This window comes from Pseudarthrobacter sp. 01T43, assembly GCF_056398665.1.
Map to the genome: position 1 here is coordinate 100,923 of NZ_JBFTPV010000002.1, position 20,335 is coordinate 121,257.

Consider the following 20,335-nt stretch of genomic DNA (forward strand, 5'->3'; position numbering starts at 1 on the left):
ACGACGGCGGGCGCCCGCCCGCCGTCGTACGCTTAACTTCAAAGAACCAACCCAACTTTTAGGGGATGACATGACCGAGAAGGTCAAGCTGCTTAGCCACGTCGAAGCGATCAACTGGAACCGCATCCAGGATGAAAAGGACGTGGACGTCTGGAACCGCCTGGTCAACAACTTCTGGCTGCCGGAGAAGATCCCGCTGTCCAACGACGTTCAGTCGTGGGCGACGCTGACGCCGGACGAGCAGCAGCTCACCATGCGCGTGTTCACGGGCCTGACGCTGTTGGACACCATCCAAGGCACCGTCGGCGCCGTCTCGCTGATCCCTGACGCGATCACGCCGCATGAAGAAGCTGTGTACACCAACATTGCCTTCATGGAGTCCGTGCACGCCAAGAGCTACTCCTCCATCTTCTCCACGCTGGCTTCCACCAAGGAGATCGACGAGGCCTTCCGCTGGTCCMYCGAGAACGWGAACCTKCAGAAGAAGGCGCAGATCGTSATGGACTACTACCAGGGCGACGATCCCCTGAAGCGCAAGGTSGCYTCSACGCTGCTGGAGTCSTTCCTGTTCTACTCCGGKTTCTACCTGCCCATGTACTGGTCCTCACGGGCCAAGCTGACGAACACGGCTGACCTGATCCGCCTGATCATTCGCGACGAAGCCGTCCACGGCTACTACATCGGCTACAAGTTCCAGAAGGGCCTCGAAGGTCTTTCCGAGGAGCGCAAGCAGGAGATCAAGGACTACACGTTCGAGCTGCTCTTCGAGCTGTACGAAAACGAAGTCCAGTACACGCACGACCTCTACGACTCCGTCGGCCTGGCCGAGGATGTCAAGAAGTTCCTGCACTACAACGCCAACAAGGCCCTGATGAACCTGGGCTACGAGGCCATGTTCCCGGCCTCCGTCACCGACGTGAACCCGGCCATCCTCTCGGCACTGTCACCGAACGCTGACGAGAACCACGACTTCTTCTCCGGGTCGGGTTCGTCTTACGTGATCGGCAAGGCCGTCAATACTGAGGATGACGACTGGGACTTCTAGTCTCCTCTTGTGAGATCGGAAGCTACTTGGCGGTTTCTGAACTAGTTGGCGAAAATGCCCAAAGCATTTGGCGAAAACCAGGTAGTTGGCGATCGGGTCTGTGAGATTCCACGCCTCTTGTGAGATTCGGAGCTAGGTTGAGCTCTTTCGGAACAAGTTGGACCAATTCTGGTCAACTTGATCTGGATCCAACTTGCTCCGAATCGCGCCGCCCCATGTGGTGTCAGATCCAGCTGCGAGCACGGGAGCACGGGAGCGCGGCCGACAGCACCGGGTAGTCGAAAGATGTCGGCCGCGCGCTCTTATACGCGAGCGCTTTCTTCTTTGTCACAGCCTGACGCTGGCCCATTGTTAGCTCCATGAAAACGGGCATAGCCCCCCAACCGCCCCCTCGGCCGGAAACCACGCCGCCAGGCGGAGGTTTTCAAATGAGGCAACCTATCCGGTTACGCGGAGGTTTTCAATGAGTCAACGCGCGCACTACCGGTGCACTCAGCGCCGAGGTAGCCTTTTGCCAGGGGGACGGGGAACCTCGTTTGGAGGGATCGATGAAGGTCGCAATCGTCGGTGGTGGGATAGCGGGTATGTCCTTGGCCCTGTCATTGCACGCGGCCGGTTTCGATGACGTGGACATCTACGAGGCGGCGTCGGGCATTCGCGAATTGGGCGTCGGCATCAACGTCTTGCCTCATGCGGTCCGGGAGCTCACGGACCTTGGTCTTATGGCTGATCTTTCGAAGGTGGGCGTGGCGACCGCCGATTTCACGTACTTTTCCAGGTTGGGTCAACGCATTTGGGAGGAACCGCTGGGCGTCGCGGCCGGATACCGCTGGCCGCAGCTGTCCATCCATCGTGGCGAACTGCTTGGCGTGCTCCATGCGGCGGTCCTTGCGCGCCTCGGTCCGTGCCGGGTGCATACCGGCCACCGGCTGGCCAGTTTGGGGATGGACCCTCAGGGTACGTGGGCTGACTTTGTCACGAACGGTTCAGATCGGGTGACCACCCGTGCTTATCCGGACCTCCTGGTCGGTTGCGATGGGATTCACTCCGCCGTCCGTAGCTGCCTTTACCCGGATGAGGGTCCTTTGCGGTGGAATGGCGTCACGATGTGGCGAGGCGTCAGTGTCGGGGAACCGTTCCTCTCCGGCCGCTCGATGGTGAACATCGGGTCCAGTGCCCAACGCGCCGTGGTCTATCCCATCTCGGCTGTCCGGGATCATTCGGGAAAGCTGCTGATCAACTGGGTCGCGACCCGCAAGGTCTCGATCGCTGAGATGCCGCCGCAGGACTGGGCATACCTTGCACGGCGGGAAGACGTTCTGGAGGCGTTCGCGGATTTCCGGTTCGATTTCCTGGACGTCGTGAGGCTCATCCAGGAAGCCGAGGTGATCTACCAGTACCCGATGGTGGACCGGGACCCGCTGCCATCGTGGGATTTTGGTCGGGTGACCCTCCTCGGGGACGCCGCTCATCCAATGCATCCTGTAGGGGGAAATGGTGCCTCTCAGGCGGTCCTCGACGCTCGCGTCCTGGGCCGTGAACTCGCGCAACAGCCCACGATCGAAGCCGGGATCACGGCTTATGACTCCCTACGACGGCCGGCGACGGCGGCGGTCGTCCAATCCAATCGCCGCGCCGGACCCCATCGATGTCAGGACCTCGTGGAGCAGAGGGCCCCGAACGGATTCGAGGAACTCGCCGACGTCATCAGCCGCGAGGAACTCGAAGAGATCGCCGACGAGTACAAACGGATCGGGGGCTTCGATGCCGAGCAACTGAACAGCCGGGGTTCTTTCTCGGTGCAGGCCAACCCGCCCCCGGTACCCAATAGCGACACCCGGTTCCGCCCGTAGGGCCAGCCGAGCCGCGCAGCGGTCTTCCTGTCAGATGGGGACGCACCCTACACAGCCCACCACCCGTTGACACCGTGCCCGGACGGGAGTAGACAGCTTTGGACGGCCCATCCCGGGCCGCCCCAATTAATGGTGCACGCGCCGTCGACGATCCAGGGCCCGACTTTCGCGGGCCCGGGCCGGATCGAATTACCGGCGCGGCACGCTTCAAAGGAGAAGCCATGGCTGTTTCACTCATCCTTCACCGAGTCGCCGAATACGACGCCTGGCGCAAGGTCTACGACTCCGACTCCGTTGGTGACATGCAGAAGGATGGCGGGGTGACTAAGGAGTCGGTACACCGGATGGTCGATGACCCGAACAACGTCCTCGTCATCCACCACTTTGACGACGTGGCAACCGCTAAGGCATTCTTCGGCCGGGATGACCTGAAGGACGCCATGCAGCGCGCCGGCGTTCAGGGTGAACCGCGCGTCGAGCTCTTCGAGTAGCCGGTTCCGCGGAAGACACCCTGCCATGGCGCTGCCCGGAGGAGAATCCTGAGCTGGTGGATCTACTCCAGGACGTCCGCCATTGAGTCCAGGACCAGATAGTCGCCGTACGCTGACTGGAAACCGAAGCCTTCCCAGTAGCGCCGCAGCGCGGCCTTGGCCGCGTCGTGCCCGAGGGTTCCTTCCTCCGGGACATCCTTGCCCAGGAGCGGGGCAGCTTCCACGATGACGAGGGCTGCTGACCGGCCGACAGTGCCGAGGATTGCTTTCAGGACTCCGTGGCCGAGTTTGCTGCCGCGGAACTTCGGCGCAATCTGCAGCGAGGACAGGATCACCAGGTCCCCGCCGAGGGCCATCGCTTCAATGAGGTCAGGACGTTTGATCGTGAGCATCTCAGCGACGTTCGCGACCTCCTGGTTCACCGCGTCCAAGGTCATGAACAGTTCGATGATCCCGGCGTCGGGCACCACGTACAGCTCCGCCTTCCAGACGGACACCTCCTGGCCGTCCCCGCCATCATCCTCGTCGTCCCACACGGTGCCCTCGACCTTGACGGTCCAGACCATCGGGTAGTCCTCCGGGTCATGCCGCGGCCCCGGGGTTCTGCGGAACTGTGGCAGCGGTAGTCAAAGGTCAGGTATTCGGGAACAAGGTCGGTCATGGGGCTCCTTCGGGTGTCTGGGGCAAGCCTATGTCCTGACTGGATGCAGAAACGTTTGGCGCCGGCAAGTGGTCGGTGGACGCCATCGTCTTTCATCACGACCTACTGGGCGCCGACGCCCCGAATAGCTTCGTCCGGTTTCCATAGAGCCGCTGCTGAGCGTTTCGGCCACCTTGGTTTGCTTATGCGCAACCCCATAGCGATTTCGCCCACTATGACGGGCATGGCCGTGACTGGGCTGGATGAACGGTTGCGGTATCAAATGGTCTAATACTTTTCGATTGCCGCCTTCAAGCCACCGATCTCACACCTCTCCAGCAGTCCCAGGATGGTGGTGTTGGTTGAAGTCTGGTCGTTAGCTCGCCGTGGCAGTAGCCTCATTGTCTGGCCACCCATATCTGCGAGTCCACTAGCTGATGCCGACGAGTAGCCCGGTTGGACGAGCCTCCGGCGGCGGCTCTCGGCGTGAAGGCGTGCGCCACACCGTAAGGAGACGGACATGACGATCGGGGCGCAGGCGGCAGAAGCGGGGAACTTTGTCGACGGCGAACTCATCGTCGACTCCGAAGGGAGCGTGTCGCGGTCGCCAGCGGACGGGTCCGCTCTTGGGACCTACACGGAAGCCGATACGGCGCAGGTGCAGGCCGCCCTTTCGGGCGCCCGCAGGGCGTTTGACCAGACTGACTGGGCATCCGACAGGCAGCTCTGGCATAAAGTGCTTAATCAGCTCGCCGACCGTATTGAGGCTCGCAGCCCCGAGCTGGCGAAGATGCTCTCGCGGGAGAACGGGAAGCTCGTCGAGGAGGCCCAAGGCGAGGTGGGAGGCGCGCCCGCGACGCTCCGCTACTGCGCCGCCCTCGCGCTGACCTCAACGGGCCGCGCCGCGGAGGTCCGCGCGGGCTTACACATGTCCTCAGTGCCTGAACCAATCGGCGTTGCAGGGGTCATCGTCCCGTGGAATTCGCCAGTCATCCTCTCGGTCCGTTCATTTGCCCCGGCGCTTGCCGCCGGCTGCACCGCAGTGGTGAAGATGCCCTCGCAGACAGGGCTCGTGAATGGCATCCTCCACGAGATCTATGCCGACATCCCAGGTCTCCCGGCCGGTGTCCTCAGCTCGCTCACCGAGTCCGGGGACCTGCTCGCCCGGGAGCTTGGAACGTCGCCGCTCGTCGGTGCCCTCTCGTACACCGGAAGCACCCGTGTAGGCCGCGAGATCATGGCGGGCGCTGCGCCCACGCTCAAGAGGGTCTTGCTTGAGCTCGGCGGAAAGACACCCATGATCGTATTTGACGACGCCGACCTCGAAGCGGCTGTGCCCGTCCTGACAAAGGGCATGACGGTCTTTGCCGGGCAGTTCTGCATGACCGGCAGCCGGATCCTCGCCCAGCGCGGCGTCAGCGGCAAGCTTCGGGAACGGCTCACCGCGGCCCTCGAAGCCGTCGTGGTGGGCCCCGGCGACGATCCAGCCAGCGACATGGGTCCCATGATCGACGCAGCCAGTGCCCGCCGTGTCGATGAGTTTGTACGCAGGTCCATCGACACGGGAGCGAAGCCGCTGGTCCGTGGCGGCCTCCTTGCAGACGGCAGTGCCTTCTACCTCCCGAGCCTCCTCGAAGTCGACCTCGTCGAGAGCGAACTCGTACAAGAAGAGGTCTTTGGCCCCGTTGCGACGTTTGAGGTCTTCGACAACGAGGACGAGGCCGTCGCATTGGCCAACGGAACGCGTTACGGACTCTCCGCGGCCATATGGACCCGGGACGTCGACCGGCCCCTCCGAGTGGCCCGACGACTTAAGGCCGGAACCATATGGACCAACTCCTGGGCCGTCATGGCCGACCAGTTCGAGGAGGGCGGGTTCAAGCAAAGCGGGCTGGGCCGCCTTAGGGGACCTCGAGCACTCGAGGAGTTCCAGGAGTACAAGACATACGTCCACCCTGTCGTTTAGAGGGGAGATCGGAATCTCAAAGCCAGCGTCAACGACCAAATAGGCCAACCACCCGGTCCATGTTCAAGCGTCGATCCGCCGCCGGTAGTCGCTTCGTGCCTTCCAGAAGCGGACATGCGGTGGGAGGATGCCCTCATGGCCGAGAACGAATTTGGAGAAACCGAGGCTTCTGATCCTCGTATTTTTGTGGAGCCTGTCATTCAACAGATCCATTTGCCGGCGGGAATTGTCGGGCCATTTGAGCTGGATCTTGACGTGCGCTGCTTCCTTGTTGGAGCCCCTGGCCGGCTGGCTTTGATCGACACCGGACCTGAGGGCAGCGTGATCGCCATCGACCGCGCGCTGGAGAGGGTCGGTGCGCAATGGTCGGACGTCACTGATGTCATCCTGACCCACTCGCATCCAGACCATGTCGGCGGGTTGGACCAGGTGTCCGCACAGGCCCGGGGAGCCGCCGTCTGGGCCGGGGCCTCTGACATACCCGACATCCCATCAGCTGCCCCGATCCGCCCACTGGTGGAGGGGGACCTTGTTGGTGGCCTGCGCGTGCTCCAGACGCCGGGACACACGAAAGGCCACATCAGCCTGCTGCATGAGCAGGAAGGTGTGCTGTTCGTTGGGGACGCAGTAGCCATAGTGACAGGGGCTATGACGCGGGCTCCCTCGCAGTTCACCGCGGATGCCGCCGAGGCTGAACTCTCGCTCCGCAAACTCAGCGAATTGCAGCCCATCAGGATGCTTTTCTCCCATGGGCCAGAGATCCCCGATCCGGTCGCCCAACTGCGTGTACTGATTGCCACACCCATGGGGGAGTGAGATCGAAACGCGCCGCCTGCTTGGCACAGCGGTGGATTGCGTCTTCCTGGCTGGACTTCTGGTGTCCGAAGGACAGATCCAGAAGGAGTACTGCGCCAGGGGGCTTGTTTTTCCGTCCCTGCCGGAGTGGACTGATTCCATGGCTTGTGCTGCGGCCATTAGTGTGCGCCCTGGCGGAGCCTGGTCCAACAAGAAAGAATCGCGGATGGAGATCGTCATGAGCACAGCGACGCTCGAAAAAAAGGCAGTGAAGCGCGCCATTTTCCATGTGCAACCCTGCGACGGGACGGATGGCAACAAGTGGGACCTGCATAAGTTCAGGACCAGCAAGCACCAGTATTTCCGCACTCAGAAGGAAGCCCTGGCCGCTGCGCACCTGGCCGTCGGATCGCAGCCGGCGCATTTGGTGATGCACGCCCGGGACGGGCACGCCTACCGGGAATTCGACCTGAACTGAATCAAAAGGGCAGTGGGCGACGGTGGGATTCTCCTGCCGTCGTTCGCCATGTTGGGAATTTGTGGTGTTAAGGAACGACGGCGGCCTTCCGCCGTCGTTCTTTTGCTTATGTCCCGTAAGTGGCGAAGTTCTGAGTGGCGACCAACTGCGCCCCGTACGGCGAACTGGCGGAGAGCCGCGCCGAACCGAAGCCGAAGTCGGTCAGGTTGGCGTTGAGCATGTTGGCGTTATGGCCTGGGGAGGCCTTCCACGCACCGAAGAGTGCATCTGCGCTGGCGTTCACTGCGATGTTCTCCGCGGAACGGGTCCAGCCGGCCGGGATCTGGGCGGCCGCGTCCGGGTTGTGCCGGAAACCGGCGCTGCCTTGGGCGTTGATGTCGCCCATCATGGTGTTTGACCAGCTCTGCGCCACGGCTTCGAGTCCGGTGTTGTAGCGAAGCGCGGCGAGGCCGTTGGCCAGCCGGTACTGATTGATGAGCTCGAAGGAGCGCAGGGCTACAGCATTGGACGCCATGCCGCCGGTTGCCGGAGCCGCGGGAGCCGGCCTAGGCGGAACTGGGGCCGGGGCGGGCGCCGCGGGTGCCGGAACCTGAACTGGCGCCGGCGCCACGGGTGCGGGAGGTTGAGCTGGAGCCGGCGCCGCGGGTGCCGGAACCTGGGCCGGTGCTGCGGGTTCCGCAGCGGGTGCCGGCGTCGTCGGCGCGGTAGCACTGGCGGACGGAGACGGTTCGGACATCGAAGCCGTGGGAGTTGCGGAGGGACTCGCAGAAGCCGGTGATTGGACGGTGGCGGTGCTCCAGTTCCACCAGCCGAAAGGCCAGGAGGCTGCGCCGGCGGGAGCGGAACCGGCGGTTAGCAGTCCACCAGCCAGAACGACGGTGATCAGGGGGGCAGCGATACGGCTCTTGTCTTTTCGCACCCGACGAACAGTACCGACTGCCCGCCCCGCGCCGCACATTGAGTGATGCTGCTCACGACACAGATGAACGCGGCAAGAGGTGCCCGGTATAGTGGGGGCCTCGCCGGCGGCTTCAGGCTACTGCTGGGGCTGTMGCGGTGATTCTCCAGGGCTGACCGGAGCTTCCGATGCAAGGTTCTGTGAGAGCTCGGCTTCGAGCAGTTCGATGCTGGGCAGGGTGGCAGCGAATTCCTCGGGCAACGACTCCACGATTTCGGTTTTCCACTCGGAGACGCCGATGGGCATTTGCGTTGTCCGGAGCGCGTACTCGGCCACGAGATTGTCCTTGGACTTGCAGAGCAGAAGGCCAATGGTGGGTTTGTCATCGGTGTGGGCGAGGAGGTCATCCACTGCTGCCATGTACATGCCAAGCTGGCCGAGGTATCCCGGCTTGAAGTCGGTGGCCTTCAGCTCGATCACCACAAAGCAGCGAAGCTTGAAATTGTAGAAAAGCAGATCGGCGAAGAACTCCTGGGCGTTGATCTGCAGCCGCACTTGGCGGCCCACGAATGCAAATCCTTGGCCGAGTTCCAGCAGGAACTTTTGAATGTGGTCAACCAACTGGTTCTCGGGCTCACGCTCGTTGCGCCTGTCCGTCATCGCCAGGAAATCGAAGACGTAAGGGTCTTTGAAAGACTGCTGTGCCAGGTCGGACTCCTTCGGCGGCAGGGTCGCCGTAAAATTCGTTACTGCTCTTCCGGACCGCTCCCTGCGCTGAGTCTCAATGTGATGCACCAACACGTTCCGGGACCAGCCATGCTCGACGGCGGCGGCTGCGTACCAGAGGCGGGCATCGGCATCGCTGAGCTTCTCAAGGAGCGCGATGTGGTGGTACCACGGCAATTGTGCAAGCGGCGCTTGCACAATTGCCTCCGCCGCCCACGCTGAGGCAAATGCCCGCATGTACTTAAGATTTCTGGGCGAGAAGCCGGTGCTCTCGGGATACCGGGCACGGACGTCCGCGGACAGCCGGTCAATGATCTTCGCTCCCCAGCCTTCGCTGCCTTGGCGGCCAAGGATCTCGTGACCGATCGCCAGGTAGCTGTTCAATAGCTCCAGATTTGCCGCGGCGATTGCCTTCGAACGGCCCGTGGTGACTTGCCGCGACACGGATGCGAGCAGCTCCGGATACCACTCCGGCATGGTGCTCTTCGCCGGATTTCCTGAGAACGCCGCAGCGCCGGCATGCTTGCGCGTGCCGGGCCCGATGTCCAGCATGTTGGAATCGGTCTGGCTAATAGGAGAAGTAATGAGTGGCCCTTTCCGTGTTCGGGTTGCTTGCCTCGAAGCTACCGAAGGGGGCCGACATTACGGCCGGGGTGCGCTGATTGAGCACCGATTCAGGCGCCGCAGACACGAGGGCGGATGTTCCACGTGTCCGGCGGGACTTGCTCCTCTCGCCCTACACTCACGGTATGACCACGCTGACTGTCCGGGCGCCGTTCCGCTCGCTGCTCCCGCTGAACCTGCGCACCGGCATTCTGCTGCTCGTCCTTTTCGGGCTCGTGCGGGTGGCCCTGGTCCTGCAGGCAAACGTGACGGGCAGCTATCAGGCTGTCAGCGTCGTGTTTGTGGCGATGATCGCGCTGCCGTGGGTATTTCTGACCAGGGAGGGGCGCAGCCGCATCGGCATGGTGTGGCCAACACGGTGGCGCTGGATGGTGCCGGCCGTGATGGCCGGCGTGTCAACCGCACTGGCAGTGCATTACATGGCCGCCGCCGTGTGGGGCCACAGCCTGTCCCACCCGTTTGCGTACATCGCACTGTCGTACTCGAGCGTGCCGGCAGCACCTTCCGACGACGACCGGCTCATCTACTTCATCATCTTCGCCGTCATCGGGATGCTCTTCAGCCCGATCGGGGAGGAGGTGCTGTACCGCGGCGTGGCCCACGAGAGTTTCGCTGCGCAACTCGGCGACCGGCGGGCAGCGCTGATTGACTCGGCCGCATTCGCCGTCACCCATCTGGCTCACTTCGGGGTGGTGTTTGTTGCCGGTGCCTGGGCGTTCCTGCCGCTCCCGGCTCTCTTCTGGGTGGCTGCCATGTTCGCGGCGTCCCTGGTGTTCTACGGCTTCCGGCGGCTGACCGGATCACTGGCCGGTGCAGTAGTGGCCCACGCCGGATTCAACCTCGGCATGAACTGGGTCATCTTCTACGCCCTCACGCCGTGAAAATGACGCGGCACGTCAGCCGGCGGACATACCGTCACGCTGGGGCGCTGGGGTCCTCGGCCCGGTCAGTAACGCCGTCGGCCTGCTGCGCCCGGGTGACGAAATGCTCAACCCGGCGGTCGGGCACTAACCAGATCAGCGCCACCACCGTATATACAGCAATGCCAAACAACGGTTGGACAATCCCGGTTGCGATGCCCACGAGGTAAATCAGCGGCGAGGCCTTGCCCTTCCAGTCCCGGCCGACAGCCTGCGCAAGGGCACCGTCCCTGCCCTGCTGCCGGATCAGCGCCTGTTGCAGTATGTAGTAGGCGATTGAGGCGCAGAGGAGGTTGAGCCCATAGATCAGGACCGGAACCTGCACAAATTCAGACTCATCCATCCATCGGGTGGAGAAGGGGAATAGCGAAAGCCAGAACAGCAGGTGCAGGTTGGCCCACAGGATTGCGCCGTTGACCGGGCCGGCCAAGTGGATCATATGGTGGTGGTTGTTCCAGTAGATTCCCACGTACACGAAGCTGAGCAGATAGCTGAGGAAAGTGGGCAGGACAGCGGCCAAGCCATGCCAGCTCGGTTCGTCGGGCGTATGCAGTTCCAGCACCATAATGGTGATGATGATGGCCAGCACGCCATCGCTGAACGCCTCGAGGCGGTTTTTGTTCACGGGGCCCCCTCCAAAGCAGCCGCGTGAACTCCGTCGTGGCGGCGCCTGGCCAGAGCTGCTGCTGCGAATGCCCCGGCGAGGACAACCATGCTGCCCAGCCAGCCGGCCGCCAGGAAGAGTTGGCTCATCCGGTCGCCGTCCTCGAAAGGCGTCAGCGACTGCCCTGCGACGACGACCCCTCCTGGTGCCTGCCGCGCCACGACCGCCATCCGCAGGCCCGGCTCCGGCTGCCACGTCACGGCGTCGGATCCCAAGGCTTTTGCCGTCTCAAGCACCCCGGCGGGAACGACGGGAGGTACACCGTGGAGGATCACTGTCGTGGATGTAGGTTTGTTGTCCTCCCCGAAGACAATGACGAAGACCCCACTGTCTGCTGTCAGTTCCAGCCGCGGTCCCGCCGTCGGCCCGGAGCCCATCTGTTGAACCTGTGCCGCCGCGGCCGCCGCGGGGGCCGCATTGGCTGCGTGGCGGCCGAATTGCTGGAGCGTGACATAGACGCTTCCAAAGATGAGCGTAATGACGATGGCTGCCGCCAGCCACGCGATGATCCTTTGCATGGGACTATCATCCGCCCGAACGGCCGGAGTTGCCCACGCCCCCGACATCGGAATCAGTTCCTGGTTATCAGCGGGCAACACCGCGGCGAACATCAGCCGAAGGACGGGCACAAGCCTGTCCTCCGGCCAAATGCGTGTGCGGCCTCAGGAGGAGGTCAGCACAGTCAGCGAGTTACGGCCTTCCAGCGTGGTGGTGGCCCTGATGGTCAAAAAAGCCGTCCTTGTCATGCCGGAAACCGTCGCGCCCCATCCACGAGCCGTTGTGGTCATTGTCGGCACGCCAGTTGCCGTTGTCGTCCCGCCAGCCCGATCCGTCGGCCCAGTCGTGCCAGCGGCCTTCGTTGTCCCACCAGCCGTGTTGGGCGTCGTGCCGGTTATTGTCCTTCATGTGGTGGCGGTCGTTCATCGAGCTGTGGCTCCAGTCCTGGGAGGCCGGGGCGGCTGCGCTTGCCGCGCTCGCCGGAAGGGCGCTTGCGCCCAAGCCCAGAGCCAGCGTCGCCGTCGTAGTTCCGAGAACACGCATGATTTTGTTCATTTGGTTAGTCCTTTGACGATTCCTACCTTCGCGCCCTGACTGCCGGCCTCGGTATCGCGGCGACGGCACGGGGTGGGTAGGTGTTGGTGGCAATCGTGGCGGTTTGACCGGCTTTGAACCACATCACCTCTGATGTTTCAACGATAGGAGCGCGACAGCCGGGGCCCAAGGCTTCCGTGCCTTGCGAAGGTTAAGATCCATCATTCGTGTTTTGAAGCTTTTGTGCGTCCGGACACCATCCTGTTGTGGGCCGTATCACATAAACTGGGTGAGGTGTAGGAGGAGACTAAGCGTGCCCGGTAGTTGCGCGGCATGTGTAGCCGGGATCATTCTTGTTCAGCATTAGGGGCCCGGCTCAAGGAAGAGACGGGCAAGGTGAGGATCCCGGGTCGACGGTTGAGGGCTAAGCCGCTCGCATCACAGATCCTGGTGTGGGTGCTGTGCATCCTGCTGTTGACGGTCGCCGGCGGGGCGTTCCTCTACGACCGAATCAGCAACCAGACCCTGGAGACCCAATACCGCGCTCGGGCGCTGGGAATCGCCACCACCGTGGCCGAAATGCCCGAGGTCGCGGCAGCACTGCAGCACGGCGACCCTGCGCGGTCGATCCAGGCGCTCGCAGCCGACGTGCAGGCCAGTGCGCATCCGGACTACGTGATTGTCACCGACCGGAACGGCGTGCGCTATTCCCACCCGAACCCGGCTCTTGTCGGCGAGGTCCTGCACGAGCCCATGGACGCACTGGATGGCCAGAATCATGTCGGCACCGAGCCGGGGCGGCTTGGGCCATCCGCCAACGCCAAGGCGCCCGTCCGGGCCTCGGATGGCGGCGTGATCGGCCAGGTTTCGGTCGGCATCCTGGAGACCACCGAGGACCAGGACCGTGGGCAGCAGATTTGGCTCATCGCCGGCTATTCGGCAGTGGTGCTACTGATCGGTGCCCTCGGCTCGCTGCTGCTGGCACGGCGGATCAAAAGGGTGACGTTCGACCTTGAGCCGGCCGAGATCGCCTCTCTGTTGCAGGACCGCGAAGCCCTGCTGCACGGCATCCGCGAGGCGATGATCGGCGTCGACGACGACGGCCGAATCACTGTGATCAACAGCGAGGCTCGCCGCCTGTTGCACCTGGACGGGAGCGTCGTCGGCCAGCGGCTCAAGGATCTGCTTCCCGCCGGCAGGCTACTGTCCGTCCTGACCGGCGAGCTGGGCGGCACCGACGAGGCGGTGATCACGGACGGCGCGCTGCTGGTAGCCAACCGGATGGTCGTGAGCCTGGGCGGAAGAAGCATCGGCGCGGTCGTCACGTTGCGGGACCGGACCGAGGTAGAGGGGCTGGTCCGCGATCTACGCTCCGTCCAAGGCCTGATGGAAGCGCTCCGCGCGCAGGAGCACGAGTACGCGAACCGACTGCACGTTGTGGGCGGCCTGCTGGAAATGGGCGACGTCGATCAAGCGCGCCGGTTCGTCTCGGGCATTTCGGACACCTCGCGGTTCCTCGGCGAAGGCCTGCGTTCCCGGGTGGAACCGCCGGAACTGGCGGCCTTGCTGCTGGCGAAGATTACCCTGGCAGCTGAGCACGACGTGCAAGTCACGGTCACGGACGACTCCGAGTTGCGGCAGCCGTTCCTGGACGCCCAGTCTCTCCTGACCATCGTCGGCAACCTGCTGGACAACGCCGTCGACGCCGTTGCCGAGCAGGCCACGCCCAGGCTCGTCACGCTCCAGCTCGACGATTCCGCCGGCATCTTCATCTCCGTGACAGACAATGGGCCCGGCGTCCCGCCGGAGGTCCTCAATGACGTGGCCATGGACGGGTTCACCACGAAAAACCAGCGTCCCGGGACGCGGCGGGGCATCGGCCTGGCGCTGGTTGCCAGGATCGTGCGCCGGGCCGGGGGAACACTGGATGTCTTCCCCGGGCCCGGAGGACGCTTCGAAGTCTGGCTGCCCGAACCCGAAACCGAAGTGTCGGTGCGCGAGCCCGCGTCCCTGGGCGAGGGGCCGGCATGATTCGCACCCTGGTGGTCGATGACGACTTTCGGGTCGCCCGGATCCACGCCGCCCGGGTGGCCAGGATCGAGGGGTACGAATGCGTCGGTGAGGCCCACACGGCGGCGGCCGCGCGCGCTGCGATCGCCGAACTCAAACCGGATCTCTTGCTTCTTGACGTCTACTTGCCGGACGAGGACGGGATCAGCCTCCTCCGTTCCCTCCAGGCCCGCGGGGAAAACCTGGATGTCATCATGATCACGGCGGCACAGGACCTGGCCACGGTACGGGCGGCAATGCGCGGGGGAGCCGTCTACTACCTCGTCAAGCCCTTCGGCTTCGAACAGCTCCAGACCCAGCTCGAGGCGTACCGTCGCTGGCGCCGGGAAGCAGGCGCCGGAACCGTCGCCGACCAGGCTGCCGTCGACCAGCTCTTCAACCTCCGGCGTGCACCATCGCGGGCCGCCGGCAGCCGCCGTCTCCCGCCCACCATGCAAAAAGTCCTTGATACTGTGGTCCAAGCTGGCGAACCTACGAGTGCCTCTGACATTGCCGACCGCATCGGAATCAGCCGCCCAACAGCGCAGAGATACCTCAGCGAACTGGAGCGCAAGGGACTCTTGGAGCTTAAGTTGGCCTACGGCACCACGGGCCGGCCGGTGAATACGTACGTGCCGGTCGAGTTGTAAGCTTTCGCCATGGACGGGAGCCACACATGACCGCACGGACCTACCCGCACGGAGTCCCATGCTGGATCGATACCGAGCAGCCTGACGTCGAGGCCGCCGTCGATTTTTACGCCGGCCTCTTCGGCTGGACATTCGAGGACGTCATGCCACCGGGAGCGCCGGGCCGCTACTTGATAGCCAAGCTCGACGGCCAGGACGTCGGCGGGGTGGCCAGCGCACGGGAGGGCGCCGCGGTGTGGAGCACCTACGTAGCCGTCGAGGACGCGGATGCCGCAGTGCGGCGATTGGTTGATACCGGCGCCAGGCTGCGGTCGGCGCCTGCCGATGCGGGGGAGGGCGGACGAAGTGCGGCGCTGACTGACCCGGAGGGCGCCGAGTTCCGGATCTGGCAGGCCAGGCGACGCCTAGGGGCACAAGTGGCCAACCAGCCAGGCGCCTGGAACTTCAGCGATCTGCACACGCCTGACCCCAGCGCGGCCATGGCGTTCTACGAGGAAGCGTTCGGCTGGCAGTTCGACGACCTGGGCTTCGGGATGACGATCCGCCGGCCCGGTTACGGTGATCACCTTGAGGCCACAGTCGATCCGGGCATCAGGGCGCGGCAATCGGTGCTGGCCGCCCCGCCCGGCTTCGAAGATGCGATCGGTTGGATCGCCACTACCGCCCCGGACGAAACACCGCACTGGCACGTCTCGTTCACGGTCGCCGACCGCGACCGGACGGTGATTGAGGCCGAACGGCTTGGCGCCAAGGTGCTTAGCCAAAGTGACACAGAGTGGACGCGGACGGCACTGATCCGCGATCCACAAGGGGCAGAGTTCACTGCCAGCCAGTTCACACCGCCATCAGAATGAGCGAACCAGGCAACACTCGCCAGCTCCGGACCGACGGCTTTGCAGCCGGGGCTTTCCGGCCCGGTTAGCCGTCGCGGTCCGCACCGAGAACGGTGACATCCAGGGGCATGCGGTTGGACCTGCGGAGGCGCCCGGCCAGCGCGTTTCGCACCCCGCGGGTGACCATGGTCCTCTTGGTCAGATCCCGGAACTCGGCGGCGTCGGACGTCACGAGGTTGAGGAGCGGACGCGCGGCGTCGTCTGGGGTCTGCCCCCAAAGTCCGACAACCACCTGCAGTCCGCCCAGCCGCTGCTCGTACCCGGGCTGGGACGTGACGTGCCCCAGCATGTCCGTCATCACCAGCCCCGGGTTCATACCATGCACCCGCACGCCGGTCCTTCGGGTCTCCCGCCGCAACGTCTCGGTGAACTGGCGGACCCATCGCTTGCTCGACGCATAAGCATTCTGCAGCGCCACCGGCCCCTGGTCGCCCTGGCCGTAGACGTTGACGAGATCGCCGTGGCCTTGGTCGAGGAACACGGGCAACGCAACCCTCGAGCCGTGGAACGTGCCGAGAATGTTGGTACGCACCACTCGCGTGAAGTCATCGACCGGAGCGGTAGCCGTCGGGCCGAAGACACCGGAGGTTCCGGCGTTGTTGACCCAGATGTCAAGCGTCCCCCGGCCCAGGGCCTCGTCACGCAGGTCCTCTACGTCGGCCAGTTCACCGGTGTCGCAGCGACGTCCGGACACCGCGATCCCTTCTGCGTTTAAGCGTTCGACGGCGGCAGCGACGTCGACGTCCGACCTCGACGCCACAACCACCGTTGCCCCCCGACTCCCCAGAAGCCGTGCCATGGCAAACCCCAAGCCGCGCGTGGACCCGGTCACCACCGCCACGCGTCCGCGGAGATCAATTCGTTGCGAACTCATGCTTCCCTCATACTCGCAGCGGCCGGGGAGAGCAAGTGGCGACAGTCCCGCGGTCCCTTTCCGCACGCCTATCAGCGCCGTTCCCTGGGGCGTAAGATCGGCACGTGCCGGCCCTGTCCGTGGGGTCCACCCGCCCGGCCGGCAGCAGCATATTGAGGAGCATGCCATGGCTGTTCTGGTCAAAAACAAAGTGACCGGATTGACCCGGGAACAATATGAGGGAATCGCTGCCGTCCTCGTCGACAAGCTCAAAGCCACGCCCGGGTTCATCGCGCACTACGCCTGGGAAAAGGAAGACGGGATGACCGTTGTGGAAGTCTGGGAGAGCGCCGAACAGCACGATGCCTGGTTCGACAACAACGTCAGGCCMAACCTGCCGGTGGAGGTCACCCCGGAGAAACACGAACTGGTGAACAAGGTGACAGCCTAGCCGGGTTGCTGATTCGTGGCGGCGCAGGCTCCGCCGCCACGAAGCCGCAAGGCTACCGGGCCAGGTACTGCTCGTGTTGCCGGTGCGCCTCGGCCACTTCGGTGCGGATGGTTTCCACTGCCTTGGCCTTGTTGCGGTACTTCGGGTCCATCTGCTCGATCTGCCGTACTTCTTCCAGCAAGGCGTTGTAGACACGCTCGCGCTCGGCGGGATCCGCAGTGTATTCGAGGTCCAGGTAGCTGACGGCGTGGCGCCGGGCGTTGTTGATGGCGGTTTGCGCCTTGCCTGCCTTGCTCAGCAACGATGCCACCACCGTAATGACCAGCGCGCCGATAATGACGGTCAGGGACAGTCCCGTGGTGATCTCGAAGACCGGGACCGGCTGGCCGTCGTGGATGAACGGCAGGTTGTTCTCATGCAGCGCGTGCAGGATCAGTTTGACGCCGATGAAGGCCAGGATCGCTGCAAGGCCATAGGAGAGGTAGATCAGGCGGTCCAGCAGTCCGTCAATCAGGAAGTAAAGCTGGCGCAGGCCCATCAGGGAGAACGCCGTTGCGGTGAAGACAATGTAGACGTTCTGGGTCAGGCCGAAGATGGCCGGAATCGAATCCAGGGCGAATAGTATGTCCGTGCCGCCGATGGCCACCATGACCAGCAGCATCGGGGTCAGGACCTTTTTGCTGTTCTCCATAGTGAACAGGTTGTCGCCGTCGTAGTGATCGGTGGTGTGGAAGAACCTGCGGGCCAGACGGATGATGAAGTTATCCGCTTCGCTGCCGTGCTCAGCTTCGGGCTTGAGCAGGTTGCCGGCCGTGAGGAGCAGGATCAGGCCGAAGGCGTAGAAGACCCAGGCGAAGGAATTGATCAGTGCCGCGCCGAGGAAAATGAAGCCGGTGCGGGCAATCAGTGAGAACACGATGCCGAACAGCAGCACCTTCTGCTGGTCCTCGCGCGGAACGCGGAAGCTGGCGATGATGATCAGGAAGACAAACAGGTTGTCCACCGAGAGCGCCTTCTCGGTGATGTACCCGGCGAAATACTCCGAGCCCATGGCCGATCCGCCGAAGACCACAACCAGAATGCCGAAGATGATGGCGATGCCCACGTAGAGGCCGGACCAGATGGCGGCTTCCTTCAGCGTGGGGACGTGGGCCTTGCGGATGTGGAAGAAGTAATCAAAGGCCAGCAGGGCCAGAATGACCACAATTGTGATGCCCCAGATCAGGGGAGGAACAGTCAACGTGTGCCCGCTTTCGTAAGGTGGGTAGCAGAGAGCCAGGTAAGTCTCTCCGCCCGCCGTCCGGCTGGCCGCTGCACCCGGCCAGGCATCTGTGCCTGACGTGTTGACGTATGCAGCGCTTCGGAATACTCCCTTACGTACCTACACTCTAACCGCGACGGCAGCCGAAATCGAACCGATTCGAGGTCACCCCGAGGTCTTACGGATGTGCAAGGCGGAGCTTGGCGGCCCGTTCAACCAGGACGGGGACGTAGTCCCGGATGGGACCGTCGTCGAGCAGCTCGTGCTCTTCGGCAACGATTTGCTCTATGGCCGAGCGATCTTTGTCGGGGAAGCGTTCGGCGAGGCGGTCCATGACTGCCATGAGCGCCCGGGCTTCGGGTTCTTTGGTCATTCCCAAAGTTTCAACCCCGGCACCCGGGACAGTCAACAGGCTTATGCCATCCCATGCGCCCTGACTGAGGGGCCGCTAGGCTCACCTTGTGATGAGTTCGCAAAACGGCAACGAGCGCTATGTCGTCCGCCCCTGGTGGAGGGGACGATCACTGCCTTGGGCGGCCTTGGTTTTTGGAGCCATCGTCGTAACAGCCATTGCCCTGGAACGGACAGCGTTTTTCGCCTACTCTCCGGACCCGGAGTTCATTGAGCGGTTGCGTGTGGGGAGGCTGGTCATGCTCGCCGGGGCAGCCATGTCGCTTGCATCAGCTGTTTGGTCGCAGGTCCGCGGTAACCCGCTTTGGGTGACGGTCTGCGTGGCCTCGCCGGCATTGCTGGTGGGCATGGCGATCATGATTCTGACGGGCCCGTCCGTGGCCCCTGAGATCGCCGGTCTCATCGCCTTGCCGGCAGCACTTGCAGGACTCATCGGAGGCCTGCGCGCCCACACCAAGGGTTGATGGAACATAGACGTGCAAGGTGCGCTGAGGTGACTGCGGCGTACTGAGTGGAAGTGGGGAAATCCTGTATCCGGACCTTGGGGTTTCGTGGCGCCGTCGGCTCGGCGGCGGAACGGTGGCACGCCGGACGCTGCGTTTACCGGGCAGCCGGCAAGTTGTTGTGAAGGGGGCCGACGGTGGCTGGGGGCGGTGCGCACGGTCTCGGTACGAACCACTCACCGCCGACCCCGTTTCCCACACTAGGGTCAGGCGGGGACGGGTACACGAGTAGTCGCTACCTAATTCGCAGGTTTGGGGCTACCTGCGTGCACCCTTAGCTGTCTCCAGTCGTGGTTCGAAGGCGCATCAGGCTGACGCCTACAGCGATGAACCATGCCCACAGCAGCACGCCGTACGCCCAATAAAACTCCGGCAGCACAAAACGCAATGCTTCGCTGAACACACCAAGGCCACCCGTCACGAGCCCGAGCCAGGCCACAGCACGCGGCAGTACACCCTTGAGCATGACCAGCGAAATGAGGAAGGTTCCTACCGGCGACAGAAGGCCGGCCACGGCAGGAGTGTTGTTCTCGGCGATGATCGCTTCCGCCGCCGTGGCGAAGACGCTCCGCGCCGTTTCTGAGCCCGCGCTCGCATACATGTCGCTGAGGTACACGAGTGTGAGGGAACCCCGGCTCGAAACCGGAACGGCTAGTAAGAGGGCCCAGGGCAGACCTCCCACGACGGCCGCCACGAGTGCCAGGCTCCTGCCAAGCGGGGCCAGGGCCACGAAGAGTGCAGCGTACACGATGACCGGCAGGATGCCGGGGACGATCCATAGCAGCTGCTCGGCAATGTACAGAGCCTTATTGGCGGCAATGAATTCAAGCGTCTGCGTGCCACCGTGCACCGGGGGCGGCGCGATGAAATCGATGATTAAGGCTGCGATCAGCAGCAGCACAAACAGGACGGCGGCAACGCCTGCGAACTGGTACAGGCCATGCCACGAGTCACCGGCTTTCTCAGCCGGGGCACGAAGGCGCGCGCTGCGGGGATGTTTCGGTTCACTCATGAAGCGAGGCTAGTGGGGACTCCGCCGGATGTTCAGGGCCGAAGGGCCCCGCAGCCGGAGATCCGCAGCCAGCGCCCCGCAGCAGGAATCCCGGCTGCCTCAGCCCGGCACACGGCGATC

At 63.6% G+C, this 20,335-nt stretch carries 23 protein-coding genes; 12 read left to right on the forward strand and 11 right to left on the reverse strand.

What is annotated here, in order from left to right; translation table 11 throughout:
• Positions 1–70: 70 nt before the first annotated feature.
• From nrdF to AC1DIM_RS02105, 3 genes are all read left to right on the forward strand, one after another.
• The gene (nrdF, locus tag AC1DIM_RS02095) at positions 71–1,045 is read left to right on the forward strand and encodes a class 1b ribonucleoside-diphosphate reductase subunit beta (RefSeq protein ID WP_477708836.1); all 975 of its coding nucleotides are present in this window, start codon (positions 71–73) and stop codon (positions 1,043–1,045) included.
• A gap of 548 nt (positions 1,046–1,593) precedes the next feature.
• Positions 1,594–2,898 (forward strand): flavin-dependent oxidoreductase, encoded by a 1,305-nt coding sequence (locus tag AC1DIM_RS02100; protein WP_477708837.1) that lies wholly within the window; start codon positions 1,594–1,596, stop codon positions 2,896–2,898.
• A 221-nt stretch (positions 2,899–3,119) separates the two neighbouring features.
• A complete protein-coding gene (locus AC1DIM_RS02105; protein ID WP_477708838.1) occupies positions 3,120–3,389 on the forward strand; it encodes a DUF3764 family protein in 270 nt (89 codons plus the stop codon).
• 62 nt (positions 3,390–3,451) lie between these two features.
• Here the strand turns inward: AC1DIM_RS02105 and AC1DIM_RS02110 are convergent, their stop codons facing one another.
• The gene (locus AC1DIM_RS02110; protein ID WP_477708839.1) at positions 3,452–3,955 is read right to left on the reverse strand and encodes a hypothetical protein; all 504 of its coding nucleotides are present in this window, start codon (positions 3,953–3,955) and stop codon (positions 3,452–3,454) included.
• Between the two features lie 669 nt (positions 3,956–4,624).
• On the opposite strand from AC1DIM_RS02110, the gene AC1DIM_RS02115 reads away from it, so the two are divergent.
• From AC1DIM_RS02115 to AC1DIM_RS02125, 3 genes are all read left to right on the forward strand, one after another.
• On the forward strand, positions 4,625–5,995 hold the full coding sequence (locus AC1DIM_RS02115) for an aldehyde dehydrogenase family protein (protein WP_477708840.1): 1,371 nt from the start codon (positions 4,625–4,627) through the stop codon (positions 5,993–5,995).
• A gap of 135 nt (positions 5,996–6,130) precedes the next feature.
• On the forward strand, positions 6,131–6,811 hold the full coding sequence (locus AC1DIM_RS02120) for an MBL fold metallo-hydrolase (protein ID WP_477708841.1): 681 nt from the start codon (positions 6,131–6,133) through the stop codon (positions 6,809–6,811).
• A 217-nt stretch (positions 6,812–7,028) separates the two neighbouring features.
• Positions 7,029–7,268 carry a DUF2188 domain-containing protein gene (locus tag AC1DIM_RS02125; protein ID WP_477708842.1) on the forward strand — a complete coding sequence of 80 codons (240 nt, stop codon included), beginning with the start codon at positions 7,029–7,031 and terminating at the stop codon, positions 7,266–7,268.
• A 106-nt stretch (positions 7,269–7,374) separates the two neighbouring features.
• On the opposite strand, the gene AC1DIM_RS02130 is transcribed toward AC1DIM_RS02125, so the two are convergent.
• The 3 genes from AC1DIM_RS02130 to AC1DIM_RS02140 form a co-directional block, all read right to left on the reverse strand.
• Positions 7,375–7,782 carry a CAP domain-containing protein gene (locus AC1DIM_RS02130; RefSeq protein WP_477708843.1) on the reverse strand — a complete coding sequence of 136 codons (408 nt, stop codon included), beginning with the start codon at positions 7,780–7,782 and terminating at the stop codon, positions 7,375–7,377.
• Positions 7,783–7,813: 31 nt separating this feature from the next.
• Positions 7,814–8,074, reverse strand: a complete 261-nt coding sequence (locus tag AC1DIM_RS02135; protein ID WP_477708844.1) for a hypothetical protein — start codon at positions 8,072–8,074, stop codon at positions 7,814–7,816.
• A 230-nt stretch (positions 8,075–8,304) separates the two neighbouring features.
• Complete coding sequence (locus AC1DIM_RS02140; RefSeq protein WP_477708845.1) at positions 8,305–9,444, reverse strand: PDDEXK nuclease domain-containing protein; 1,140 nt, start codon at positions 9,442–9,444, stop codon at positions 8,305–8,307.
• 197 nt (positions 9,445–9,641) lie between these two features.
• Here AC1DIM_RS02140 and AC1DIM_RS02145 point away from each other — a divergent pair, with 197 nt between their 5' ends.
• Positions 9,642–10,397 carry a lysostaphin resistance A-like protein gene (locus AC1DIM_RS02145; protein ID WP_477708846.1) on the forward strand — a complete coding sequence of 252 codons (756 nt, stop codon included), beginning with the start codon at positions 9,642–9,644 and terminating at the stop codon, positions 10,395–10,397.
• 34 nt (positions 10,398–10,431) lie between these two features.
• Here AC1DIM_RS02145 and AC1DIM_RS02150 read toward each other — a convergent pair whose 3' ends face one another.
• The 3 genes from AC1DIM_RS02150 to AC1DIM_RS02160 form a co-directional block, all read right to left on the reverse strand.
• Positions 10,432–11,061, reverse strand: coding sequence for a TMEM175 family protein (locus tag AC1DIM_RS02150; RefSeq protein WP_477708847.1), 630 nt, complete (start codon positions 11,059–11,061; stop codon positions 10,432–10,434).
• A complete protein-coding gene (locus AC1DIM_RS02155) occupies positions 11,058–11,618 on the reverse strand; it encodes a hypothetical protein (protein ID WP_477708848.1) in 561 nt (186 codons plus the stop codon). The genes AC1DIM_RS02150 and AC1DIM_RS02155 overlap by 4 nt, the downstream gene beginning before the upstream one ends.
• A gap of 172 nt (positions 11,619–11,790) precedes the next feature.
• Positions 11,791–12,153, reverse strand: a complete 363-nt coding sequence (locus AC1DIM_RS02160; RefSeq protein WP_477708849.1) for a hypothetical protein — start codon at positions 12,151–12,153, stop codon at positions 11,791–11,793.
• A 396-nt stretch (positions 12,154–12,549) separates the two neighbouring features.
• Here AC1DIM_RS02160 and AC1DIM_RS02165 point away from each other — a divergent pair, with 396 nt between their 5' ends.
• Genes AC1DIM_RS02165 through AC1DIM_RS02175 form a run of 3 tightly spaced genes read left to right on the forward strand, consistent with a single transcriptional unit; the run spans position 12,550 to position 15,685 of the window.
• Complete coding sequence (locus tag AC1DIM_RS02165) at positions 12,550–14,163, forward strand: ATP-binding protein (protein WP_477708850.1); 1,614 nt, start codon at positions 12,550–12,552, stop codon at positions 14,161–14,163.
• Complete coding sequence (locus tag AC1DIM_RS02170) at positions 14,160–14,831, forward strand: response regulator (RefSeq protein ID WP_477708851.1); 672 nt, start codon at positions 14,160–14,162, stop codon at positions 14,829–14,831. Before AC1DIM_RS02165 ends, AC1DIM_RS02170 begins: the two co-directional genes overlap by 4 nt.
• A 26-nt stretch (positions 14,832–14,857) precedes the next feature.
• A complete protein-coding gene (locus AC1DIM_RS02175) occupies positions 14,858–15,685 on the forward strand; it encodes a VOC family protein (protein ID WP_477708852.1) in 828 nt (275 codons plus the stop codon).
• Between the two features lie 64 nt (positions 15,686–15,749).
• On the opposite strand, the gene AC1DIM_RS02180 is transcribed toward AC1DIM_RS02175, so the two are convergent.
• On the reverse strand, positions 15,750–16,598 hold the full coding sequence (locus AC1DIM_RS02180; protein ID WP_477708853.1) for an SDR family NAD(P)-dependent oxidoreductase: 849 nt from the start codon (positions 16,596–16,598) through the stop codon (positions 15,750–15,752).
• Between the two features lie 166 nt (positions 16,599–16,764).
• Here AC1DIM_RS02180 and AC1DIM_RS02185 point away from each other — a divergent pair, with 166 nt between their 5' ends.
• Positions 16,765–17,028, forward strand: a complete 264-nt coding sequence (locus tag AC1DIM_RS02185) for an antibiotic biosynthesis monooxygenase (protein ID WP_477708854.1) — start codon at positions 16,765–16,767, stop codon at positions 17,026–17,028.
• A 52-nt stretch (positions 17,029–17,080) separates the two neighbouring features.
• Here the strand turns inward: AC1DIM_RS02185 and AC1DIM_RS02190 are convergent, their stop codons facing one another.
• Both AC1DIM_RS02190 and AC1DIM_RS02195 read right to left on the reverse strand, forming a co-directional pair.
• Positions 17,081–18,268, reverse strand: a complete 1,188-nt coding sequence (locus AC1DIM_RS02190) for a TerC family protein (protein ID WP_477708855.1) — start codon at positions 18,266–18,268, stop codon at positions 17,081–17,083.
• Positions 18,269–18,467: 199 nt separating this feature from the next.
• On the reverse strand, positions 18,468–18,662 hold the full coding sequence (locus tag AC1DIM_RS02195) for a three-helix bundle dimerization domain-containing protein (protein WP_477708856.1): 195 nt from the start codon (positions 18,660–18,662) through the stop codon (positions 18,468–18,470).
• 91 nt (positions 18,663–18,753) lie between these two features.
• Between AC1DIM_RS02195 and AC1DIM_RS02200 the strand changes: the two genes are divergently transcribed.
• A complete protein-coding gene (locus AC1DIM_RS02200) occupies positions 18,754–19,164 on the forward strand; it encodes a hypothetical protein (protein ID WP_477708857.1) in 411 nt (136 codons plus the stop codon).
• Positions 19,165–19,477: 313 nt separating this feature from the next.
• Here AC1DIM_RS02200 and AC1DIM_RS02205 read toward each other — a convergent pair whose 3' ends face one another.
• Positions 19,478–20,215, reverse strand: coding sequence for a DUF4386 family protein (locus AC1DIM_RS02205; RefSeq protein WP_477708858.1), 738 nt, complete (start codon positions 20,213–20,215; stop codon positions 19,478–19,480).
• Positions 20,216–20,335 lie beyond the last annotated feature (120 nt).